The organism is Pontibacter fetidus (genome assembly GCF_010119545.1).
Taxonomy (GTDB): domain Bacteria; phylum Bacteroidota; class Bacteroidia; order Cytophagales; family Hymenobacteraceae; genus Pontibacter; species Pontibacter fetidus.
Genome location: NZ_JAAEAA010000007.1, coordinates 133,913 through 157,002, shown reverse-complemented (window position 1 = coordinate 157,002; position 23,090 = coordinate 133,913). Strand labels below are relative to the sequence as shown.

The following is a 23,090-nucleotide window of genomic DNA, read 5'->3' as shown; positions in this document are numbered from 1 at the left end:
TGTACTTATTTTTTTAATTCCAACACCCACATCTGCATTGCCGGGATGATAGCTTTCTCCGATACTTTTAGTTTATCGTTGCTGATGATGTTAGTTGCTTCTGAGAAGGTGCTAGTTCTCTCCGCATATTTCTTAAAATCAAGTTCATGGGCTTTACTATCCGTGTTCATCACGCACATTATAGTTTGATCATCGTCGTAGCGGAAGTATACATAAACACCGTTAACCGGCACATAATGCATCATCTTTCCTGTCTTTATAGCCGAAGAGTTTTTCCTGAAATTGCCCAGCTTTTTTACCAGGTCCTGAACTTCGCGTTCGTCCTTTGTAAGCCCTTTACCCGTAAATGCATTTTTGGAATCGCCTTTCCATCCCCCCGGAAAATCTTTTCTCACCAACCCATCAAAAGGGTTTGTAAATCCTTTCATTAAAACTTCTGACCCATAGTATAATTGCGGAATGCCACGGTAGGTAAGCAGCCACTGGTAGCCAATCTTTTGCTTCTCCACATCTTCGCCTACTACCGAGAAAAATCGTGGCTCATCATGGTTATCCAGTAGCAACACATTTTGCATAGGGTTCTTATTCAGGAAATCATTACTGGCCGTATTGTAAAGCTTATTCACCCCGTTTGTCCAGCTGATAGGTTCTGTTAGTGCTGGTATAATGCCATAGTAAAGACACTGAAAATCCACGGAAGACTGCAGGTTACTTTTATAAGGTAAGTTCAGGTTATTCGCATTAAAATAAGCCTGATTGGCAGTACCGAATACCCTGGTTTCGCCAAACATGGTGATGTTGGGATATTCATCCATAATGGCTTTGTTGCAGCGGTTGGCAAACTCAAGATCACTGTAAGTATAAGTGTCAATCCGGATGCCGTCAATGCCAAACTCCTGTATGTACCAGATCATGTTCTGAATGATAAAATTAGCCATGAACGGGTTGTTCTGGTTAATGTCAGGCATGCCATTATCAAACCAGCCATCACTCATCCTTTTTTTATCGGATGGTGCAGCATATGGGTCAAACAAGGTCTGTTCCCGGTAAGTTGTCTGCGTAAAGCTAGGCCAGCGGTGCATCCAGTCTTTGGCAGGTGGGTCCAGTTCTAAAAAGTGCTGCAAACCTGTATGGTTATATACCGCATCCATGATCAGCTTCATGCCGTTTTTGTGCAGGGCATCACTCAGCTCCTTATACTTGGCAGCTCCACCCAGGCGCGGGTCTATTTTATAATGGTTGGTAATGGCGTAGCCATGTTCTGTTCTGTCGGGGCGATCGTTTTCCAAAACGGGCAGCAGCCACAAAGCCGACACACCCAGGCTTTTGAAGTAATCGATGTGATTGATGATACCCTGAAAATCGCCACCATGTCTGTAGTAAATCGAATCCCTGTTCAAAGACTGGTCGCGCATGCCGGCTACCCGGTCGTTGGAGGGATCGCCGTTGCTGAACCTGTCTGTTATCAATAGGTCGATAAAATCGGATGAAGTAACTCCCTGAGCATACGCAGTACCGTTGCCCTCCCGCTTTTGATCCAGCCGCCACTTTATCTTTTGTGTTTTCCCCTTTCCCTTCAGCTCTATAGTTACAACACCTGGTTTGGCTGTGGGTGCAATGGAAATATCTACTGCTACATACCTGTCATTTTCGAACTGGTGAGTTTTAAGGATGGTAATGCCCGGATGAGAAATGCTTACTTTTTTACTCGCCAGTTCCTCATCTGTACTCCTGATCAGCAACTGAATCTGGTTCATTTTCATGCCTGTCCACCAGTTGGTTGGATATACTTCGGTAGCAGCCTGTGCGCTTACTGAGGATATCCCAAAAACAATTAAAAGAAGCAATAACACTACCTTACCTTTTTTCATATAGGATTGATTTTTAGCACTGAAATTGAGATCAATATAATTTTGATCTTAAAATTTTAAAATTATCCTATACATAAAACAGGTTTCCCGATACAAACAACATGGCAGCCCGTTCAACCAGCTTCTTACTAAAGTAATCTTTGATAAAAAGTGATTTAAATAAGATGAAAGTCATTATTTTGCATAGACATCACTGAACTCACCACCTACCTATGCCCCAGATTAAAACAGAGATTTTCACACCCTCCGGGGCAGGCAAACGCAACTGGTATATACTGTATTGGGCAGGCTACGTATTGCTTTTCAGCCTTGCGCAGGGCTTTGCTGCATGGGACATTTCAACTGCTTTTTACAACGAGTTATTCAGTCTTTTACCAAAGGTAATTTTTGTTCTGCTTGTAGTGGAGTGGCTGATGGAAGCCATGTTCTTTAAAAACAAAATCGGAAGCTTTCTCCTCATTCATACTTGTCTCCTGTTAGTTTTCGCTTTCCTTCAAAGGCTGATTGACAATCATATTATCTTAAGCTATTTCCTGACTTTTTGGGAAAAAGAACCCTTACTAAGTACAGCGCCATACTTGTACAATATTATTAAACTGCAGTTTGTGGTAACAGTGCCTTTTTCCATTAAGCTTTTTTACTATTGGGCCATAGAAAAGAATAAAGCGCAGGCCATTCAGGCAGAAAAAATGGAGGCTGAGTTAAATTCCCTGCGTAACCAGTTTCATCCCCATTTTATGTTCAATGTGCTGAACAGTCTCTATTCCAGAATACTGGCCAAGTCGGATGATGCAGGCGATATGCTACTCCAGATTTCTTCGCTGCTACGCTTTTCGGTGTATGAGGCAAATGACAAAACTATAGCACTTGAAAAAGAGATCCGGTACATCAGCAACTATATTACCCTACAACAGATGCGCTTCGATAACCGGCTTGAACTGAGTTTTACGGTAACAGGTGAAGTTGAAAACAGGATGATAGAGCCTTTTCTGCTACTACCTTTCATAGAAAACAGTTTTAAGCATGGCATGAACGATGAGCGGGAAAGCGGTTGGATCACCATCTATATTACTATAAAAGAGGATTGGCTTACCTTGAAAGTAGAGAACAGTATCCCACAAAAAAAGGCTGATGCCAATGCTCTGGAAGGGCAAAGTGGATTTGGAATTGTGAACGTAAAAAAACGGCTTGCCCTATTATACCCTGAAAATCATTACCTGCATGTCTCAGAACAGGAAGACAGTTATTTTATCTCCTTAAAAATAAAACTATATGCAGACGCATGAAGACATTAACTGCATTATCATAGAAGATGAATCACCGGCAGCAAGCGTACTGCAAATGCACATTGCCCGGTTCCCATTTCTCAAGTTGTTAGGGACTTTCAGCAGCTGTACAAAGGCATTGCCAGTTCTGAATTCGGAAAAGATTGACCTGGTATTTTTAGACATTAATTTACCTGGCGTGCCTGGCATCCAGTTTGCCAGTATAATCAAGACTACCACAGGCATCATCTTCACGACCGCTTATAGCGAATATGCTGTCCAGGGATTTGAGTTAAACGCAGTGGATTATCTCCTGAAACCTATCTCATTTGAACGATTTTCCAAAGCTATAAACCGCTACCTGACCCTTTACCAGCACAATAGCTTTGTTTTACCAACAATAGATAAAGTTGATGCAAGACCATTCGTTTTCGTCAAATGCGACCGCAAAATGGTAAAGATCTTCCTGGATGATATTTTATACCTGGAAGCGCAACGGAACTGTTTATTGATCTATACAGAAAATGAAGTATACCGTTCTTACCAGGCCATTTCAGAAATGGAAGAAAAATTACCTGATACTTTATTTATTCGGGTACACCGATCATTCATCATCGCTTTAGATAAAGTAAAGGCCTATAACAACAGTTATGTAGTAATTCAGGATAAGCAAATCCCTATTGGGAGAATGTATAGCGATGTTATTAATAGTACTCTTAAGGCAAATGTAAAATAAGTTGATGTCTCCCTTATGCTCAATAAACCTTTGCTGTGATGGAGAAGTTATTGATCTACGAATCCAGATAACTCTCCAAAGCCATTAAATCCCTCTGGAAATGGTTCGATAATTCCATCCTTTGGTCTACCAAACAAAAAAGTCGCTCTACGTAAAATAGAGCGACTTTTTTGTTTCCAGAGTACCAAAAAAGGATTTTCAGCGGTATTACTCGCATTTTTTCCTCCTATTTTAAGTCCTGACCGATTAGCACTTTCTTTATAGTCTGTTTGTACAATGTTATTAACTGTAGATCTTGTATTCTTATCCTCTTCTTTAGAAATAAAAGCCTACGGCAAACCAAACTGACATGGCCATAATAAAACGTTGTCTAGCATTTATACTAACCAATTAGATTTCAAGAATGTAGGCTTCAATATTCAGGAGCATTTAATAGGTAGTTTTACACTCCTGAATATGTTTTTCTAACAATTGCTTGAAATCCGAGTTCTTACCAAATTACTATACATACAAAAATACCATCTTTTATCTACGCCAAATTCTATAAGTCAACAAACCTGGAAACTATGCGCTGCACCAGTTTAGTCATCAGACTGGAAGTAACCCCATCGCGCATAGACTGGCTGACGTGGTATGTTACAGACCGTTTTTGGTCACGTCCCTCGTTAACTTTTCCTTCCCGAAATATCCCCCATTTGGACGGATTATTTGACTTAATGATTAACATGTTTACAAGCTTGGAACCTGCTTTTAAAAGTAAGCCGGAGTTATTCGGGTCATGTTTATTAAGGAGCTGTACCTTCAGGTTAGTATAGGGGAAATGCACATGGCCTGTGGCCTCCTTCCCGGTTGCTTCTATCTTAAAAGAAACATTTTGCACCTGCCCTCTATTTATCCGAATAAATACCATGTTCTCTAACAAAGGGTTTACTGCCGTAAAACCCATAGGCTCCAGTGTACCTTCATAAGTATAGCGGTCATCCGGGTGGTCCAACTGAAAACGGAAATGGGCCTGCAAGGTACTGACACCCATAAACAGTGCCGAAGCATTTACAGTTAACATGTTATTCTGCCGGATTATGGCCGTATCGTTTGTGACGTTAAAAGCCTGCATCCGAATATTATCCAACAGAAAAACCGCAGGCTTGATACCATCCATGGCGATAATAGGGTGTTTCAAGTTGTTCTTTTCTACCAGAATTGTATCCAGTTTAATGTAAAACCCTGCCCCACGCAGCGCGCTTTGCAGGGTCGGTGGCCTTAGTTCCGGGTCAATTCCAAGCCTGTTGTCGCGGTAGATCTCTACATCCGGGTTACGGATCAACATTTTATGTGCCACAATCTCCTGATTGTTGAATAGCCTCCGCAGACTAATGTCCTGCACCTCAATACCAGGTACCGTCAAATCAATACGGTCACTGGCATAGCGGAACAGGCTTGCATATTGTTCTTTGCTATAAAGCGGCCGCAGGCGAAGACTATCTACTGATAGCGATCGGTTTTGCATGGAAGCCCTCATCTCTTTTACCTCTAATGCATACAGGCTGTCGCGTGTGTAAAAGGTATATCCCTTTACTAGCATATTGATGTCTTCCACCTCAAAAATTTCCAGCAGGTCGTTTGCTTCCAGTGATACCAGCTCGAGTTGATCTATTCCCAGGGCAACGTGCTCCAGGGTCTGGCTTATGCGGATGGTATCTTCCAGTATATGGAAATCAAATGTGCCATCTGCAACCTCCAGGCGCTCCACCCTGAAAGTTGTTTCCATATCTGGCAGTTGTTGATTAGCAGCGTCGCTTGAGGCTGTTGTATCATGCCTGTCTGTTACTTTAACGACTACCGGAGTCACGTTATGGTCTTGTAAAATATTTACCTTAGGGCCTGTAAGCAGCAGCTTATGCATGTGATACTGCCCTGTAGCGTAGGCATGGATCAGATTAAAACCGGTAATACGGGACCTCTCTGCTGAAATATCGATCAGGTTACGGCTGGCCAGTTCCGGGCTTTCAGCTTTTAAGCGTTCGTTTACTCCCCTATCGGCACTAACCGTAAACGTATGGGCAATAACCTCCTGTAGCCTGCTGCTATAGTATACGCTGTCCAGCCGGATGGTATAAAGGCTATCAGTAGACCAGTAAGTATAATCCTCTGCAAGTAAGGTCATCTCTTCCATCGGGAGCATATTGGCCAGGTTAGCCATACTAGCAGCCGTCAGATTTAAACCGGATACAGTGACAGTGGCGTGCTCAAGCAAATGGGTGCGCATAACTGGTTCCTGCTTCTCGCTGAATGCAAAGGAGCCATCTTCTAGCCTTATATTCTTCACTGAAATAATATTCAAAAGATCAAAAAGTCCCTGCCTTAACTCCTGTTGCCCAGACTTTGATGCTGCCACCTTACGGTCCAGCAGGATAGCCGCATCCGGTTGCCTGAGCAAAACCTGTTCTGCGTGCAGGTGCCCAGTATTAAGAGCCTTAACCAGATCCAAACCTGTTACCCGAAGTGTATTTGCAGAAAGGTCGAAGCGTGTTCGGCTATCTTTACTATATGGCATTTGCCTTTCATTTTCCTTGCTGTTGGAGTTCACTTTTACTGAGTTGGCCAAGAATTCTTTCTGACGGGCAGCGTAGCGCAATCCGGTCAGGGCAAAACTGTAAGAGTTATCGGGCATCCGGTAGCGATAACTTTTGGCCGTTACCACCAGATCCTGCACCGGCAGTTCTCTATTCGGATGATAAATGAAGGCAGAATCTATTACCAGGCCAGTGCCTGTCAGTGAGGTATGATCGAGCTGATGCAATAACTGAATATTCCTGGTCTTACTATGCTGTGTGAGGGAGGCATCTGTTATACTTATCTTTCCTACTTCCAGCCTTGTTATCAAACCGGAAACTTGCTGGTATAACTCCTGTAATCCTGGCCATACTTCCTGCTTAGACACCAACAGGTCAGTGCGTATATCAATTTCAGGTTGCGCTGCAGTTATACTTCCTGCCTTCAGTTCGGATGTACGGAGAGCCTGCAACAGGTCCAGTTCATTTAAATGCAGGGCCAGAAATTTGATGTCGTAAAATGTGTGTTTCGCCTTGCCGAGATTTTTCAGCCTATCATTTTTTTCCCAGTCTCCTTTCAAATGCAAGTTAGCTACCTGTAGGGTCTTGTCGCGGGTAGACAGGTTCATGTTCCCTATCTTGAGGGCATAAGGATTAGTGAGGGGGCTATAAGTATAGTTTTCTGTGGCTAGGGTTATCGCTGCGGCAAAGGCTTTTTCTTTCGGCGTGAAAAGGGTGGCAGAATCGAGCTGTAGCGCCTGCAAGTAAATGTTTGCCTTATCGATGCTATGTATAGTATGGATGCCACTGTTTTTCTGGCGATAGCTGAAGCTGCTGTTGGTCAGGCGTAGTTCCTTTACGCCAATTTCCTTCAGGAAAGGTGACAGGTCGGTGTAAAGTTCGGCCAGCGTTGGAAATGAAGCGGAATCGGGTACGGTAAGGTCTTCGAGAATACGTATGGAGGTGCGCTCCAGCAGTAATCTTTCCAAGTGCATTTGTTTGGTTTTCCAGGCCATTGCCACATCCAGGCCACGGATGTTCAGCAAGGGTATTTTGAGTTGGTAAACGAAATGATGGCCCCGGTCTTTAGGTAGTCCTGCATTTACCCGGATGTCTGGTTGCACCTCTACCTCCAGGGCTTTCAACGCCTGTTGCCTGGAGGAGAAGAAAAACCGCCCAACACGTATGGCATACACACTATCCGGGGAATGATAAGTATAGTTCTGAATCTTGAGATCAACTGCATCTGACTGCAGCATTTCGGGAATATCCTGTCCTGCCCGTAAGTTTAGCCGAAAGTCCTGCGCCTGTAGCGAAAGGTGTGCTATTTTATGTTGCGGCCAGCTTCGCTGCCCCAGTGCCAGCAAACTATAGCTTCCACCCTGTATGTCGAGTTGCCGGATGCGAACAACTTCCAAAGAGCCAGCCTTGCTATACTTTTCATTTTTCTTTACAGACTTATTTAGTAGCTGCGTGATCTCAGGGTGTGCTACAACAACAGTATTTATACTTAACTGATTGTTACAGATCAGGTCAGCAAGGTGGATGTGTTCAATTTTTATACTTGGGGTTTGGATGTCGAAAAGGCTCCGGCTGGCTTGTTCCTTTTCCTTTAGCTGCCTCACAACAGCTGTATCCGGGTAAAAGTGAATCCCATGCAGTGTGATGCTTCTGGAACGCAGTAAAAGCTCCAGTTCATTGAAATCGATCTGGTAAAGCCCTTCCGTCTGGCGGATAACCTGCTTTTTAATGTAACGCTCTACTAGTGGCTCTGCCAGGAAATAAAGTGCTACCAACGCAAACATCAATAACCCAATTATACTTACAAGCACAATACCTGCAGTTTTTAAGGCTTTCGGGCCTAAGCCTGTTATAACTGGCTTCGACATTTGATGTTTGCTTTAAAGGATAAAAGATAAGGGCATGTCTTGATGCCGATAATTTATTTTACGCCTTGTATAAATTTGAGATATTACTGAACTATCAGCTTTGAATTTATCGTATAGACTATAGAGTTAATTCAGTTATCATGGACGAAAACAGGCTAAAAAAATTAGAACATAAGCTCAATATAGCTGCTCAACAATACTGGCAGGAATATATTACAGAGAATGGGGAACAGGAAAATGCTGTGGTATGGATGAAAAATGATATTACCGGAGAAATGCTGTGCCTCACCAAAGGGGACTATACCAACCAACTTTCAAGCTTTATTAATAAGCTCCGGTAAATACTAATAAAGCACCATTTATAAGACCACCCTTTTATCGGTCTTTCAGACCTTTACTCGAAATGAGGGAGTTATAACCACCCCCCCTGTAACGCTACCATACAACAAGTTAACATAATTACAGCGTAGCTTTCTCTATGGCTATGCGATGAGCCTCAACCACTAAATATAAGTCAGGTCCGTCCAGGTGCGTAGCCTTTATCTTGGTGCCATAAACCGATACAGGTACAAAAGCTCTGATTTTGGCTTCTTGCGCTGCAAGCTCCTTTAGGAGTGCCTGCGCTTCTGCAGTATTTCTATCTGCATCTTCTTTGTTTTCAGCAAATACTTTTAGTGCATTAAAATCTACTTGCTGCTCCTCGGCCTGGGCAGATTCTATCGCCTGTGCTCTTCTTCGGACAATGTAGGTTTCCATTATCTTTTCTCTAAGTTCTACAATCCGGTTAAGGCAATAGTAAAATTGTTCTTGTGTCATAGCTTATTTCTTAATCTAAGTTGTAAAAGACAGGACTATAATTAGTCAACAAATCTTCCATGGTTATAAGCTGAACCCCTTGTATCAGCGCTAGTATAGAATTATCCAAGCAAATAGTTTTCACAGCTGCATCTAACATAAGGTATTGCTCCTCTTCAATACCATACGCTTCCAGAAATACCGTATAAAACCGGTGTTCCTCCTGTAGGCTATGCAGCTGAATGTCTCCTCCCTGAACTATTCCATCTGTGACCAGTTTAATACCTGTGCCATTTGTAAAGGTGATATGGTAAATATCGTTTGCTACCTGCCGCTTTGTAATGCGCAGTAAGTTCTGGTTGCGTTCAAAAGCAAATAATTCAAATGCTGCCGGCTCTCTTCCTAGAAGTTCCATTAAATAATCCCGGTAGTCGCCACTGGTTACAATTCTTATTTTCATAATTGATACAATAAGAGCGGGATGGATAGAGAGCAGATTAACGTTTTGAATAACGTAACCAGGCCATCGGGCCGTGATGAGAATGTATAATCTCACAACACTCTATTTACAGATAAAAGTTTATATATCAATAAGTTTCAATTATATTATTCTTAAATTAACATTTAAGCCGTCCGGTTATCAGAAGTTAATCGCTAGAACCATATTATAACAATTTAAAGATAATGTTAACCCTAAGAACTTATTACCTGATGCAGGTGTCGTATAAGTATAGGGTATGAACCGCTGCACAACTAAACAGCTTCAATTATTAACCTAAACGAGGAAAGGGATGGAAGCAGCAGTGTTTAATAATTTGAATATTAGAATAGAAAAAAGAGAAGCATTAGCTTTTTATCATCAGCTTAGGTCCTACATCCAGGTAGAAGACAAAAAAAGCTTCAGTTCCCTTATGGACTTAAACTCTAGTTTGATGAAAGATGAGACATTGATGGCCTCTGTTATCAGTATCATGCAAGGCAAACATCCACTTGCGCTGACGCAGTTCATATGTACCTTGAAGCCGTAAATTGCTATCGAAGCAACCTCTCAAGAAGTAGTTGGTAACTAAGCGTGGCTTGCACTCCTGTTCTGCTGTAAATTATGCTTTTGCTGGTAAACAATAGGGTCATGTTCTATAGCTCCTTCCGGCAGCCACTGCCACCAATAGCCTGAATCTTTTTGGATGATGTTCCTGTAAAGTGCGGGCAATTTCCGAAGTTCCCCTTCAAAGTATTTCCTGAAACCTATATCCTCACCCAGATTATTGCGCACCTGCTTAAAGAAACGCAGGTGGCCATAACCTTCCGGCGAGACAGCCCGCATAAAGTTCATCCATTTTGCTGAACGTACTGACGAAGCTATGAAACGGCGGTAGATCACTTTATTAGAGAAAGTATAAGCTGTCAGTTTAATGATTTGTTATCTGAAACAATCACAAGATTATATTTTATCCAAACAGACGTTTTCCCGGACAAAAGCCATGCTTTAAAATAGAGCATGTACAGGTAGTGGTTGATTAGTTATTAACCTATAGTTATTGTAGTAGTTCTTATAACACCCTAACGTAGTACAAGATCTGTACATCTAATCGCAATTTTTGGGTCAGGAGTGATTTCAAATTTCATAAGAGTAGAAAATTAGCGCAGACGGCTCCGGAAATTATGTACATCAAGCATGTCCCGTAGCACTATTTAAAATATAAACCACTTATATTCAAATACTTCCGGTTAATACTTTGCTAAGCACGTATATATAAACAGGATAATAGAATATACCTTTTCCTAAAAAATATGACTTACAAATTCATTTTACTTCCACTGATAACAGGACTCTTTCTGTTTGCAGCAACACCATCCTTTGCCCAAAATGCCCCTACAAAAGAGGAACAAAAACAAGCACAGGAATTTGATAAAGAAAAAGCAATACGAGACGAACTACGCCTACAAGCAACTAAAGACTTAAAAGCTCAAACAAAAGCAGATGCAAAGCGTGCAGAAGCGAAAGCAAATGAAGCCAAACGCATAGATAAGGAAGCTTCTTATGCGGCTAAACAAGCCAAACGCGCTGCAAGAATGGAAGCTAAAGCCCAACATAACCGCATAGAAGCAGATAAGCAGGCAAATAAAGCAGCTAAGGCAGCAACTAAATCTAACAAAAACTAATCCTCCCACAATGGAAAATAAATATCCCGAAGGGTCAACTGTCTTTGCCAGAACAGATCCTTCACATAATTTGACTGTAAGACGTTATGCCAAACGTATCTATTATTGTACTGATCCGGCAAATCCTCAGGGAAGGGACAGAGTATACTATGAGCGGGAACTAAACCAAGCTGATGCTTCGAAAAGTTAAGTTACAGATTTCCGAAAAAGCTTGCTAAATCACTGTGGAAATGGTTCGATAATTCCATCCTTTGGTCTACACGATAACCCATCAAAGCCCGCTTATTTCAGCAAATAAGCGGGCTTTTTGTGTGCAGAGTAACAGAAAAGTAACATTTTTTTACGTAACCATTCTCTCCTGTAAAACCTGTCTTCAGCATTGTCACCTTTAGACAATAGTAAGAATACCTTCTTCTTGTTGATTATAGTAAGCTATTACACCAAGTACTATTTTAGGTGGCAAGTTGACGTGATAAGCCATAAACAGTTGTAAGGCCAGTATGCTTTTAATTTTATTTTTATTTGCATCTTAAGAAATAATACTTATACCTTTGTGCCATCATGAAAAACACAGCTGCACAAATTATTATTCGCTCTATTATTATCGCGGTGATTATTTCACCAGTGATGGGCGGATATATGTGCATATAATTGGAAGTATAAAACTGAAGATAGCATAGAGGCCGCCCCACTAGGGCGGCCTTTTTTATTTAACCCAACTATAGCAACAACCATAAGCAACCATACCCCGATGAACAGCTTGCACAGCACCATGATCATTATCAGCATTATTATTATCGTGATTATTCCGATCGCGCGGGGGATGTATTGCTGAAACTAAACTATAGAAAACAGCTGAGCGCCATCCCCAACAAGGATGGCGCTTTTGTTTTCAGCCCATTCCAAATCTAAATCCGAAACTCACATTTCCATCATCATTTTAAACGTAAGCACCATGTATTACAACAACAACACAGTAGTTTACCTGAACCGAAAAATGGTAAAGGCCATAGAAGCCAACGGTGACCTTTACAGCCAGACACTGCAATATGGGTACGGTGTTTTTGAGGGTATCCGCTCTTACGCTACCGCAAACGGAACCAGCATATTTAAAGCAAAAGAGCACTACGAACGCCTGAAGAAATCCTGTGACCTGATCCACATCCCGCTTGATTATTCGGTGGAAGAACTGGTGGATGCCTCGTACCAGGTGCTGGCCCAGAACAACCTGCAGGATGCCTACCTGCGCCCGGTGGTATACCTGGAACCCAACATGAGCCTGAGCAAACCGACCGGCGTTAACCTGCTGATCACGGCCTGGGAATGGGGCGCTTACCTGGGTGATAAAATGCTGAACCTGTGTACTTCACCCTACCAGCGCCCTAACCCCAAATCGGTGCATGTGGAAGCTAAAGTAACCGGCCACTACATCAATTCTATACTGGCCACAGTGCATGCCAAAGAAAACGGCTACGACGAAGCGCTGCTGTTGGATGCGGCTGGCTTTGTAGCCGAAGGCCCCGGGGCCAACCTGTTCATGGAAAAAGATGGCAAACTGTTTACGCCTGCCCTGGGCAACATCCTGCCCGGCATCACCCGCGCCACCGTACTGGAAATGTGCGCAGAACTTGGCCTGAGCTGCGAAGAAAAACAGTTTACCCCAGAAGAATTGAAAACAGCCGACAGCGCCTTTTACTGCGGAACGGCAGCCGAGATCATAGGCATCGCGCAGTTAGACAACTATAGATTTCCGCTGGATTGGTCGGAATCGCTTGGTAAAAAACTACAGGAACGCTACTCCAAACTGGTACGGGAACCACAGCCTGAATCTGTAGCAAGATAACAGTAATTATTCTAAAGCGGAGATTAAAAGAACTCTCGTTCTAAGCGATCCAAACAAAAATACCACCATGAACCACTTAAACAAATACAGCGCGACACTTACCCAGGACGATACCCTGCCGGCAGCACAAGCCATGTTGCACGGGGTGGGCCTTACCAAAAGCGACTTCAAAAAACCGCAGGTAGGCATCGCCAGCATGGGTTACGACGGCAACACCTGCAACATGCACCTCAACGGACTGGCCGCTCTGGTAAAAAACGGAGTGAACGCTCAGCAACAGGTAGGGCTAATCTTTAACACCATCGGCATCAGCGATGGCATTACCAACGGAACCGATGGGATGCGCTACTCCCTTGTAAGCCGCGAAGTGATAGCCGACTCGATAGAAGCAGTTTGTGCTGCCCATTACTACGATGGCCTGGTAGCTGTAGCCGGCTGTGACAAAAACATGCCCGGTGCCGTGATGGCCATGGCACGCTTAAACCGCCCTTCCCTGATGATCTATGGTGGTACGATAGCGCCTGGCAACTATAAAGGCAAAGAGCTAAATATTGTTTCGGCATTCGAGGCGCTGGGAGAGAAGCTTTCAGGTAAAATAACCAGGGAAGATTACTGCGGTGTGATCGAAAATGCCTGTCCCGGGCCCGGTGCTTGCGGCGGAATGTACACAGCCAATACCATGGCGGCGGCTATCGAAGCGCTGGGCTTGAGTTTGCCTTACTCCTCTTCCCTACCTGCCCTGAGCGAAGGCAAAAAAGACGAATGCCTGAACGCTGGAAAAGCCATGCTGCACCTGCTCGAACTGAACCTAAGACCGTCCGACATCATCACCCGGAGATCGCTGGAAAATGCCCTGACGGTGGTGGTAGCGCTGGGCGGAAGCACCAACGCTGTGCTGCACTTGCTGGCCATTGCCGCCACCGCCGGAGTGGAACTAACTCAAACCGATGTGCAGCATATCAGTGACAGAACCCCGGTACTGGCTGACTTAAAACCAAGCGGAAAATACCTGATGGAGCATTTGTGCCAGGTAGGTGGTGTGCCAGCTGTAATTAAGTACTTGTTACAGCAAGGCTCTTTGCACGGCGATTGCCTGACGGTGACAGGTAAAACAATAGAACAAAATTTACAGGATGTTTTGGATTTGGATTTTGAAAAACAAAATGTGGTGAGGCCTCTTACCCGCGCTCTTAAAGACACAGGTCACCTGCAGGTATTGTATGGAAACCTGAGTCCGAAAGGTTGTGTGGCCAAGATAAGCGGCAAAGAAGGTTTATACTTTAAAGGAACAGCCCAGGTATTCGACAGCGAAGCCGACCTGATGCACAGCCTTTCCAGCAAAGAGATCATGCCCGGCAGTGTAGTTGTGATCCGATATGTAGGTCCGAAAGGCGGCCCCGGCATGCCCGAAATGCTCAAACCCACATCTGCCATTATGGGCGCCGGCCTGGGCGATAAAGTAGCCCTGATTACCGACGGAAGGTTCAGCGGCGGCACCCATGGTTTTGTGGTGGGGCACATTTCACCTGAAGCCTTTGATGGCGGGCCGCTGGCGTTGGTACAAAATGGTGATACCATCGAGCTCGACATCCTGAACCGGAAAATTAACCTGCTGGTAGATGACCAATCCCTCGAAAACAGAAAACAGAACTGGAATCAGCCACCTTTAAAAGTTAAAAATGGAATCTTATACAAATACGCCAGACAAGTTGGCTGTGCCTCAGAAGGCTGCCTCACCGACCGCTAAAAGTACCTGTACCGGCGCCGAAGCTGTGATGCGCAGCCTGGTAGCCGAGGGCGTAGAAACCATCTTTGGTTATCCGGGCGGGGCGATCATGCCGATCTATGATGCACTTTACGATTTCAACCATAAGGTAAACCACATCCTGGTACGCCACGAGCAGGGAGCTACCCACGCCGCCGAAGGATATGCAAGGGCAAGCGGAAAAGTCGGGGTGGTATTTGCGACCTCCGGCCCCGGCGCTACAAACCTTATAACCGGCTTGGCCGATGCCTTGATGGACAGTGTGCCGATGGTATGTGTGGTAGGCCAGGTAAGTTCGGGGCTGTTAGGAACAGATGCTTTTCAGGAAGCCAACATTATGAGTGTTTGTGCGGCAGTAACCAAATGGAATTACCAGGTAACCGATGCCGATGAAGTGGCCGACGCGATGGCAAAAGCCTTTTATGTAGCCCGAAGCGGCAAACCCGGTCCGGTAGTGATAGAGGTTACTAAAGACGCCCAGTTTGCAGAGCTTAAAAAGCCATTTCGTTATACGCCTGTAACGCAATTGCCCTACTATAGAACTGATTCGGGCTTTACCAGGAAGAACCTGCAGGATGCCGCTACCTTGCTGAACGAAGCGCAGCGCCCGCTGATACTGGCCGGAAACGGAGTAGGCATTGCTGGTGCGGAGACAGCTTTGCTCCAGTTGGCAGAGAAAACAGAAACACCTGTCGCCTGCACTCTGCACGGCTTGTCGTGTATTTCAACCAGCCACACACTTTATGTGGGTATGCTGGGTATGCACGGCAACTATGCGCCCAATCTGCTCACCAACCAGGCCGATGTGCTGCTGGCCGTAGGCATGCGCTTCGACGACCGCGTAACCGGAAACCTGAACTTTTATGCGAAGCAGGCCAAGGTCATCCACATCGAAATAGACCCTTCTGAGTTAAACAAGATTGTTAAAGCGGATGTGCCATTACTTGGTGATGCCTTAGCTATACTTGAGGAACTCACCCCCTTGCTTAACACCAACTCACATCCAATGTGGCTAAATGAGTTTGCGAAACTGGATGCCCAGGAAGAAGAAAAAGTACGCCGGAATGCGCTGTACCCGAACAAAGAAAAACTAACGATGCCAGAGGTGATCCAGGTACTGGGTGAGCAGACGAGCGGCGAAGCAATGGTGATCGCCGATGTTGGCCAGCACCAGATGATGGCAGCGCGCTACTACCCTTTCCGGAAACGCAAAAGTTACTTCACCTCCGGAGGTTTGGGCACCATGGGCTTTGCCCTGCCTGCTGCTTTGGGGGCAAAAACAGGAGCTCCGGACCGCGAGATTGTGGCAGTGATCGGAGACGGCTGTTTCCAGATGACGATACAGGAACTGGCAACTATAGCCCAGTACAAAGTACCTGTGAAAGTGATGGTGCTGAACAACAATTTTTTGGGGATGGTGCGCCAATGGCAGAACATGTTCTTTGATGGTCGCTACTCTTTCGTGAAAATGGAAAACCCGGACTTCACCGAGATTAGCAAAGCATTTGGGATACAGGCGCTACGGGTGGAGAAACGCGAAGACCTGCCCGGAGCCGTGCAGCAAATGCTACAAAGCGAAGGGCCTTTCCTGTTAAATGTGCTAGTGGAGAACGAGGAAAATGTATTTCCGATGATGCCTACCGGCGCGGCAGTAGATGGCATGTTACTCGAATAAATATGAACCTATGCAGACCTTAAAAATTTACACCGAAAACAAGATAGGCGTGCTGGAAAAAGTAACCACGGTATTTACCCGCAACAGGGTAAACATCATGACTTTAAATTTACGTGCAAATGCCCTTCAGGAACTAAGCCTGATCTCTGTGTCAGCAGACATAAGCCAGGAACTGGCGCAAAAAGTTATCCCGCAACTAAAACGGATTATTGAAGTGGCAGATGCGAAGCTGAAGGAAGGTAGCAAACTATAGATCAAGGCATGATAGATCATGGCGCGAGCGTCCACGCTCAAGAATTGCTATAGTTATGGCTTGTTGCCCTCGCTCTCTTATGGCGAGTGTGAGCTACTTACGGACTCAGAGCGCATTAATCGGTGAATGTGAAATACAAGCGGGACACTATAGAGTAACTCACACTCACTAGAGGCAAACGAGGGCGATTTAGAAGCCCACAACGAAAACTTATTTCAATCAATAAATTAACATCAAACACAACTCAAAAAATGGCACAAATAAACTTTGGCGGAGTACTCGAAAACGTAGTTACCCGCGATGAATTCCCGCTTTCGAAAGCGCAGAAGGTATTACAACACGAAACTATAGCTGTACTGGGGTATGGGGTACAGGGCCCCGGTCAGGCATTGAACCTGCGCGATAACGGAATTAATGTGATCGTGGGCCAGCGCAAAGATTCGGCATCGTGGCACAAAGCTCTGAAAGACGGATGGTTAGAAGGAGAAACACTTTTTGAACTGGAAGAAGCCTGCCAGCGCGGAACGATACTGCTGAACCTGCTATCGGATGCTGGGCAAATTGCTGCGTGGCCGGTTGTCTCGAAACACCTGACCGAAGGCAAAGCGCTGTACTTCTCCCACGGATTTGGGGTTACATTTCATGAAAAAACCGGGATCGTTCCGCCTGCTCATGTGGATGTTTTTCTGGTGGCGCCCAAAGGCTCCGGCACTTCGCTTCGCTCGCTTTTCCTGCAGGGCCAGGGACTCAATTCGAGCTATGCCGTGTACCAGAACGCCAGCGGCAGAGCCGAAGAGCGGGCATTGGCACTGGGTATAGCTATCGGGAGCGGGTACCTGTTCGAGACGGAATTTAAAAAAGAAGTATACAGCGACTTAACAGGCGAGCGTGGCGTGTTGATGGGTGCCATAGCCGGCCTATTTGAAGCACAATACAATGTGCTGCGCAAAAATGGACATAGCCCCAGCGAAGCGTTCAACGAAACGGTGGAAGAACTGACCCAAAGCCTGATGCCATTGGTAGCGGAAAATGGGATGGACTGGATGTATGCCAATTGCTCGACTACCGCCCAGCGTGGCGCTTTGGATTGGAAAGGCCGCTTCCAGGAGGCTACCGAACCCTTGTTTACCGAACTATACGACAGCGTCGCCGCCGGAAAAGAAGCCGAGATCGTGATCAGCGCCAACAGCCAGCCAGATTACCGCGAGAAACTGGAAGTTGAACTTGCCGACCTGCGCAACAGCGAACTATGGCAAACGGGAGTTCAGGTGCGCCAGCTCAGACCTAAAAAGTAAAAACCATTGCCAGGCGCTTTATCCGGGATGGAGTGCCTGGCATCCTTTAGTATCGAACGTAACATGCAGCTACAAACAATTTACGAGGCCAGGGAAACACTGAAAGGCGTAGCCCTGCACACGCCCCTCACCAGAAACAACAACCTGAGCGAGGAATTTTCGGCGCAGGTTTACCTGAAAAGAGAAGACCTGCAGCCTGTACGCTCTTACAAACTGCGGGGCGCTTACAACAAAATAGCATCGCTTTCTGACGCAGACCGGAACCGGGGCGTGGTATGTGCCAGTGCCGGGAATCATGCGCAGGGCGTAGCCTACGCCTGCCGGAAATTGAATATCCCGGCCGTTATTTTTATGCCCCAGACTACCCCATCTCAGAAGGTGAAACAGGTAAGATTGTTTGGGAAAGACAAGGTGGAAGTGGTGCTGATAGGTGACACGTTTGATGATGCTTCGGGTATGGCCCGCCAGTATTGCGAAGAAAACCAGATGACCTTTATCCACCCTTTTGATGACGAACTGGTTATTGCCGGCCAGGGCACAGTTGCCCTCGAAATACTGGCTGATGCCAAAGCGCCCATCGATTATTTGTTTGTCCCGATTGGCGGCGGCGGTTTGGCGGCGGGTATATGCACGGTGTTTGGCGAATTGAGCCCGGAAACCAGGATAATTGGTGTGGAGCCCCAGGGTGCGCTTTCGATGCAGACTTCCATCCAAAATGGTGAGAACACTACTTTGCAGGAGATTGATAAGTTTGTAGATGGTGCTGCGGTGAAACGTGTGGGTGATCTTCCTTTTGAGATCTGTAAAAGCAGGCTGCATGAGGTAGTACCGGTGCCCGAGGGTTTGGTATGCAGCACCATGTTACGTTTGTATAACGAAGAAGCGATGGTAGTGGAACCCGCCGGAGCCCTTACGATTGCAGCCCTGGAAGTTTACGCCCCAGCATTAAAAGGCAAAAATGTGGTGTGCGTGGTTAGCGGCAGCAACAACGACATTACCCGGATGGAAGAAATAAAAGAGCGCAGCTTATTGTACGAGGGTCTGAAGCATTACTTTGTGGTGAACTTCCCCCAGCGGGCCGGAGCCTTACGCGAATTTCTGGATAACACCCTGACTCCGACAGACGACATCACTTACTTCCAGTATGTAAAAAAACACAGCCGCGAGACAGGCGCCGTTGTAATTGCCATTGAGGTAAAAGAGAAAGAGCACTTTGAGCTCGTGGAGAAAAAAATGCTGCGTAATGGCTACACCTTCGTTTACCTGAATAACAAGCAAAGCCTGTTTAGCCTGTTAGCGCTATAGTTGCAAATCTTAAATCTTTACAGGTAACGCAGGCAGTTAAAATTCAAAAAAGAAGAGTTCTGCATAACTGGTATACCAATAATTTAAATCGAAATTAGTCCTTCCCAAAAGGGTAAATCCCTGTTGGAACAGTTCTATAGTTTGATGCTTTGGTTTAGATGACTACCAATTAAAACCTGCTTATTTATTGAAAATAAGCAGGTTTTGTTACTAAAGCAACAGAGAAGTAAAAAGAAAATCTTCAAGCACATCAGGGTGTTATCTTATACTATCCAGGCTTGTCACTTGACCACTTTCTCTCACCGCTTCTTTTGTCCGCCCCGGTAATTGTTAAATATTAAAAGATTGAAGTTATCTGTATGTAATTTTTTAGAGCATGTTAACTTCTCAATGTCAGGACTAGAAGCTACAAGAGAATAACTGATATAGAATCATTTTATACACTGAAGTAATGGGATAAATAAAATATCTTGATCTGGTAGGGTTTTCTGGTAAAACACATAATCCAGGCAATTCGTTAATTCCCGAAAGCATAAAGCGTATGGTACTTCCTCCTTTTCTGCAGGCTGGCGATAAAGTTGGTATAGTTAGCACCAGCAACTATACTGTGCAAGCATATATTGATGAGTTTGTCCGGATACTGAAAGATTGGGACTTGAAACCAGTTTTAGGTAAATCGATCGGGCCACGTAAAGGAAGCTTTGCAGGCTCTGATGCGCTACGAAAAAATGACCTGCAGCAAATGCTGGACAATGATGAGATAAAAGCTGTTTTCGAAACGATGGGCGGCTACGGCATCATGAAAGTGCTGGAAAAAGTAAACTTCAATAAATTTAAGTATGCACCTAAATGGATAGTTGGTTACAGCGACACCACGTTTCTGCACACGCACCTGCAAGGCATACTTAGCACGGCTTCTATTCAGGGAACTATGGCTGCTGACCTGGAAGATGGGTATAAAAAAGCGTCGTGGGAAAGCCTGCGCAAAGCATTATTTGGTGAGAAGTTAAGCTACACGGTAAAACCACATCCCTTAAACCGGGTGGGTATAGCCGAAGCCGTTTTAGTTGGCGGAACTATAAGTGTTATCTGCAATGCTAAGGGGACCATGTCTGATGTAAAAACGAACGGCAACATACTGTTTCTGGAAGAAGTAGGTGAGCACCAGTACCGGCTCGACAGTTACCTTACTTCGCTTAAGCTGGCGGGCAAGTTCGAATACCTGAGAGGGCTTATAGTTGGCCAGCTGACTGACATTAAAGAAGATGATCCACCGTTAGGAAAAACTTCCGAACAGATATTTATGGATGTTTTGAAAGACTATGACTTCCCGATCTGTTTTGGCTTTCCGGCCGGGCATGGTAACGTGAACAAAGCACTCATATTCGGGGCTACTGTACAACTAACAGTTACTACAAAAGCTACAACTATAGAATTTAAAACGCAGTAAGCCAGAGCTATAGTTAACTGCTGGCATTCCGATAGCAAAATAAATAGAGTAACTATAGCAGGTAACGGCTAATCAAACTATAGGAAGTTAAGCTACCAACAGGTTCTGCAGTTCAATATTCAGATCAGGTTGCTGTACCCCAAGCTCGGTGTAAAGCTGCCTGGCTTTCAGGTGCAAAGAGAACTTATCGAAGACGTTTTTAAAGATCATAAAATCAGCACCATCTATAATGCCCATACTGCTGATCTGCCAGAGCGCTTTTGCAAGCAGTTCGCAGGTAACTGTAACAGTATGACATACAAGACCGTGCATCAGAAACTGGCATAGCAAAGTCCCGTTAACCTCTTTAAAAATAAGGGTGTTGCTTTCATTTAGTCCAAGCGAAAGTTCTTGCAGTTCTTCTACAAGCCGGGTCTGTGCAGTATTCATTTTTAATTTATTTTCCGGTGTCCTGTAATGACGCCTAAAGTTTACAAGTTGCTCCAGAAATTTCAACTATAGATCGGGGGCCGAAGTAACTAAACTTGTAGCTAAACTATAGTTTCACTTAGGCCCATATCCTGTAACCAATCAACCTGAAATCCCTGGCTGTCCGTTTAAAGTAATAAAACAGTTCAGTTATACGCTGGACCATGCAGCAGGCACACAGAAGTAACAATAAATACCAACTTAAAGCAGCATAATAAGGGTTTTACACCGCCCTGTACGTAATTACTTGCAGCCAACACTACAAACCTGATGCAATACTATACCTGGTTAGAATAAACAAAACTGCGCGCAAAAGTTAAGCACTTATACCACTCCGTTTCAATAATACTACTGATGTAAGACTACCTTCTTAGTTGTATTTTTAAGATAAGCTTACAGAAATATTGCTGCAGGCCAGACTTACTTAAATACAGAAGGCTAATGGTTGAGAAGGTACATGCACTGCTTCAGGAATTTGAAGAGAAACAGACCGAAGGTACAATTGAATCGTTTGTTACCAAGGTTACTGCTACCGGATTACTGGTTGAGGCATTACCTGCAGATACAGGAATATCGAATGCTATTGACCTTTCAGAAGGCCTGCGTCAGACGCTGCAGATTTTCTTTTCTGACATTGCCGGCATCGCTTTTAACACCTACGATTATACTACGCTTAAGAGTTTGCTGAATGCCCATGGTACCCTGGAGCGCATGGCGCAGAAAGCAGATGACCTTAAAAGTTAAACAGAAAAGGTAAACTTGTTACTCTGCGGCCTCTATGTTTATGATCTTATGGCTGATGGCATACTTTATAAGATTGGCTGTATTTTTGGCACCAGTCTTTTCCAGTATATTCTGGCGGTGGGTTTCTATCGTTCGCTTGCTGGTAAAAAGCTTATCTGCAATTTCAGCATTTGTAAAGCCCTCCGCAATTAAAGTCAATACCTCAATTTCGCGCTTCGACAGCCCGGTCTGTTCTACCTTTTCATTTCTCGCCGCCACTGACGACATAGTGTTAGAAAGCATATTTAAGGAAAGCTCGCTACAGATATAGTTGGTACCATTCGCCACTAATTTTATAGCCGAGCGGAGCTCATCTTTGCCAGTTGTTTTTAAAAGGTAACCCGATGCACCATTGTTCATAATCTTTTGCACATAAGGCAGCGCATTCAGCATAGATAATGCAATAACTTTAATTTCCGGTTACTCCTTTACTACACGTTCGGTGGCTTCAAAACCATCCATACCGGGCATGTTAATATCCATCAGCACTACATCGGTGGGTATTTGGGCAAGTATCTCCAGCAACTCCACTCCGTTGCCGGCCTCTCCTACTACTTCTATTTCATCGTCTTCGCTCATCAACATTCTAAGTCCCTGCCGCAATATCATATGATCTTCGGTTATAATAACTCTAACGGGCTTTTGTTCTGACATGTGCGTACTATAGTTTATGGATAACAGAATAATTTGACAGGTATTTTTGGTTGCAAAGCTTATTCAAAAGCCTGGCAATTTATAAGTATTCAGAAGGCTGTTCTTCCAGTTTCTCAAAAAAATGCTTTCTGACTTTAAATGCGTTTTATTTCCTGTGCAGTAAGATCAAATGTAGGCAAAAAGTAGCAGGTCAGCATATAGTTAACCACCTCCTGAAAGTATACGCAAACTATAGAAGGATTACCTTTTCAGTCTACAAACTCTTTTACAAACTATAGCCCAAAAAACGAGAGAAACCAGCCTCAGCACCTATTAGGCCATGGTTTCT

General features: G+C 44.6%; 21 protein-coding genes. 13 read left to right on the top strand and 8 right to left on the bottom strand.

Going from position 1 to position 23,090, the window contains the following annotated elements; all coding sequences use genetic code 11:
- Positions 1–5: 5 nt before the first annotated feature.
- Positions 6–1,871, bottom strand: coding sequence for an alpha-amylase family glycosyl hydrolase (locus GWO68_RS07405; protein ID WP_162345789.1), 1,866 nt, complete (start codon positions 1,869–1,871; stop codon positions 6–8).
- 212 nt (positions 1,872–2,083) lie between these two features.
- Between GWO68_RS07405 and GWO68_RS07400 the strand changes: the two genes are divergently transcribed.
- Positions 2,084–3,157 (top strand): sensor histidine kinase, encoded by a 1,074-nt coding sequence (locus GWO68_RS07400; RefSeq protein ID WP_162345788.1) that lies wholly within the window; start codon positions 2,084–2,086, stop codon positions 3,155–3,157.
- Complete coding sequence (locus GWO68_RS07395; protein ID WP_162345787.1) at positions 3,144–3,872, top strand: LytR/AlgR family response regulator transcription factor; 729 nt, start codon at positions 3,144–3,146, stop codon at positions 3,870–3,872. Before GWO68_RS07400 ends, GWO68_RS07395 begins: the two co-directional genes overlap by 14 nt.
- 541 nt (positions 3,873–4,413) lie before the next feature.
- On the opposite strand, the gene GWO68_RS07390 is transcribed toward GWO68_RS07395, so the two are convergent.
- Positions 4,414–8,313 (bottom strand): hypothetical protein, encoded by a 3,900-nt coding sequence (locus GWO68_RS07390; protein WP_162345786.1) that lies wholly within the window; start codon positions 8,311–8,313, stop codon positions 4,414–4,416.
- Positions 8,314–8,453: 140 nt separating this feature from the next.
- On the opposite strand from GWO68_RS07390, the gene GWO68_RS07385 reads away from it, so the two are divergent.
- Positions 8,454–8,654: a hypothetical protein gene (locus tag GWO68_RS07385; protein ID WP_162345785.1), complete on the top strand. Its 201-nt coding sequence runs from the start codon at positions 8,454–8,456 to the stop codon at positions 8,652–8,654.
- A gap of 118 nt (positions 8,655–8,772) precedes the next feature.
- Here GWO68_RS07385 and GWO68_RS07380 read toward each other — a convergent pair whose 3' ends face one another.
- Together GWO68_RS07380 and GWO68_RS07375 are read right to left on the bottom strand one after the other, a co-directional pair.
- On the bottom strand, positions 8,773–9,129 hold the full coding sequence (locus tag GWO68_RS07380) for a hypothetical protein (RefSeq protein WP_162345784.1): 357 nt from the start codon (positions 9,127–9,129) through the stop codon (positions 8,773–8,775).
- Positions 9,130–9,139: 10 nt separating this feature from the next.
- Positions 9,140–9,568, bottom strand: a complete 429-nt coding sequence (locus tag GWO68_RS07375) for a hypothetical protein (RefSeq protein ID WP_162345783.1) — start codon at positions 9,566–9,568, stop codon at positions 9,140–9,142.
- Positions 9,569–9,899: 331 nt separating this feature from the next.
- Here GWO68_RS07375 and GWO68_RS07370 point away from each other — a divergent pair, with 331 nt between their 5' ends.
- A complete protein-coding gene (locus GWO68_RS07370; protein WP_162345782.1) occupies positions 9,900–10,136 on the top strand; it encodes a hypothetical protein in 237 nt (78 codons plus the stop codon).
- A gap of 38 nt (positions 10,137–10,174) precedes the next feature.
- On the opposite strand, the gene GWO68_RS07365 is transcribed toward GWO68_RS07370, so the two are convergent.
- Complete coding sequence (locus tag GWO68_RS07365; RefSeq protein ID WP_235941980.1) at positions 10,175–10,441, bottom strand: hypothetical protein; 267 nt, start codon at positions 10,439–10,441, stop codon at positions 10,175–10,177.
- Between the two features lie 458 nt (positions 10,442–10,899).
- Here GWO68_RS07365 and GWO68_RS07360 point away from each other — a divergent pair, with 458 nt between their 5' ends.
- The 8 genes from GWO68_RS07360 (at position 10,900) to GWO68_RS07325 (ending at position 20,857) form a co-directional block, all read left to right on the top strand.
- A complete protein-coding gene (locus tag GWO68_RS07360; RefSeq protein WP_162345780.1) occupies positions 10,900–11,271 on the top strand; it encodes a hypothetical protein in 372 nt (123 codons plus the stop codon).
- Between the two features lie 955 nt (positions 11,272–12,226).
- The gene (locus tag GWO68_RS07355) at positions 12,227–13,114 is read left to right on the top strand and encodes a branched-chain amino acid transaminase (RefSeq protein ID WP_162345779.1); all 888 of its coding nucleotides are present in this window, start codon (positions 12,227–12,229) and stop codon (positions 13,112–13,114) included.
- Positions 13,115–13,181: 67 nt separating this feature from the next.
- Positions 13,182–14,861 (top strand): dihydroxy-acid dehydratase, encoded by a 1,680-nt coding sequence (gene ilvD / locus GWO68_RS07350; protein ID WP_162345778.1) that lies wholly within the window; start codon positions 13,182–13,184, stop codon positions 14,859–14,861.
- A complete protein-coding gene (ilvB, locus tag GWO68_RS07345; protein ID WP_162345777.1) occupies positions 14,794–16,554 on the top strand; it encodes a biosynthetic-type acetolactate synthase large subunit in 1,761 nt (586 codons plus the stop codon). Before ilvD ends, ilvB begins: the two co-directional genes overlap by 68 nt.
- 10 nt (positions 16,555–16,564) lie before the next feature.
- Positions 16,565–16,807, top strand: a complete 243-nt coding sequence (locus GWO68_RS07340; protein ID WP_162345776.1) for an ACT domain-containing protein — start codon at positions 16,565–16,567, stop codon at positions 16,805–16,807.
- Positions 16,808–17,058: 251 nt separating this feature from the next.
- The gene (gene ilvC, locus GWO68_RS07335; protein ID WP_162345775.1) at positions 17,059–18,102 is read left to right on the top strand and encodes a ketol-acid reductoisomerase; all 1,044 of its coding nucleotides are present in this window, start codon (positions 17,059–17,061) and stop codon (positions 18,100–18,102) included.
- A 63-nt stretch (positions 18,103–18,165) separates the two neighbouring features.
- Positions 18,166–19,407 carry a threonine ammonia-lyase IlvA gene (gene ilvA, locus GWO68_RS07330; protein WP_162345774.1) on the top strand — a complete coding sequence of 414 codons (1,242 nt, stop codon included), beginning with the start codon at positions 18,166–18,168 and terminating at the stop codon, positions 19,405–19,407.
- A gap of 541 nt (positions 19,408–19,948) precedes the next feature.
- Positions 19,949–20,857, top strand: coding sequence for a S66 peptidase family protein (locus tag GWO68_RS07325; protein ID WP_162345773.1), 909 nt, complete (start codon positions 19,949–19,951; stop codon positions 20,855–20,857).
- Between the two features lie 87 nt (positions 20,858–20,944).
- On the opposite strand, the gene GWO68_RS07320 is transcribed toward GWO68_RS07325, so the two are convergent.
- The gene (locus GWO68_RS07320) at positions 20,945–21,286 is read right to left on the bottom strand and encodes a hypothetical protein (RefSeq protein ID WP_162345772.1); all 342 of its coding nucleotides are present in this window, start codon (positions 21,284–21,286) and stop codon (positions 20,945–20,947) included.
- Positions 21,287–21,766: 480 nt separating this feature from the next.
- Here GWO68_RS07320 and GWO68_RS07315 point away from each other — a divergent pair, with 480 nt between their 5' ends.
- Positions 21,767–22,069, top strand: coding sequence for a hypothetical protein (locus tag GWO68_RS07315; RefSeq protein WP_162345771.1), 303 nt, complete (start codon positions 21,767–21,769; stop codon positions 22,067–22,069).
- Positions 22,070–22,087: 18 nt separating this feature from the next.
- Here the strand turns inward: GWO68_RS07315 and GWO68_RS17805 are convergent, their stop codons facing one another.
- The gene (locus GWO68_RS17805) at positions 22,088–22,501 is read right to left on the bottom strand and encodes a response regulator transcription factor (RefSeq protein WP_235941979.1); all 414 of its coding nucleotides are present in this window, start codon (positions 22,499–22,501) and stop codon (positions 22,088–22,090) included.
- 27 nt (positions 22,502–22,528) lie between these two features.
- Positions 22,529–22,762 carry a response regulator gene (locus tag GWO68_RS17800; protein ID WP_235941978.1) on the bottom strand — a complete coding sequence of 78 codons (234 nt, stop codon included), beginning with the start codon at positions 22,760–22,762 and terminating at the stop codon, positions 22,529–22,531.
- Between the last annotated feature and the right edge of the window lie 328 nt (positions 22,763–23,090).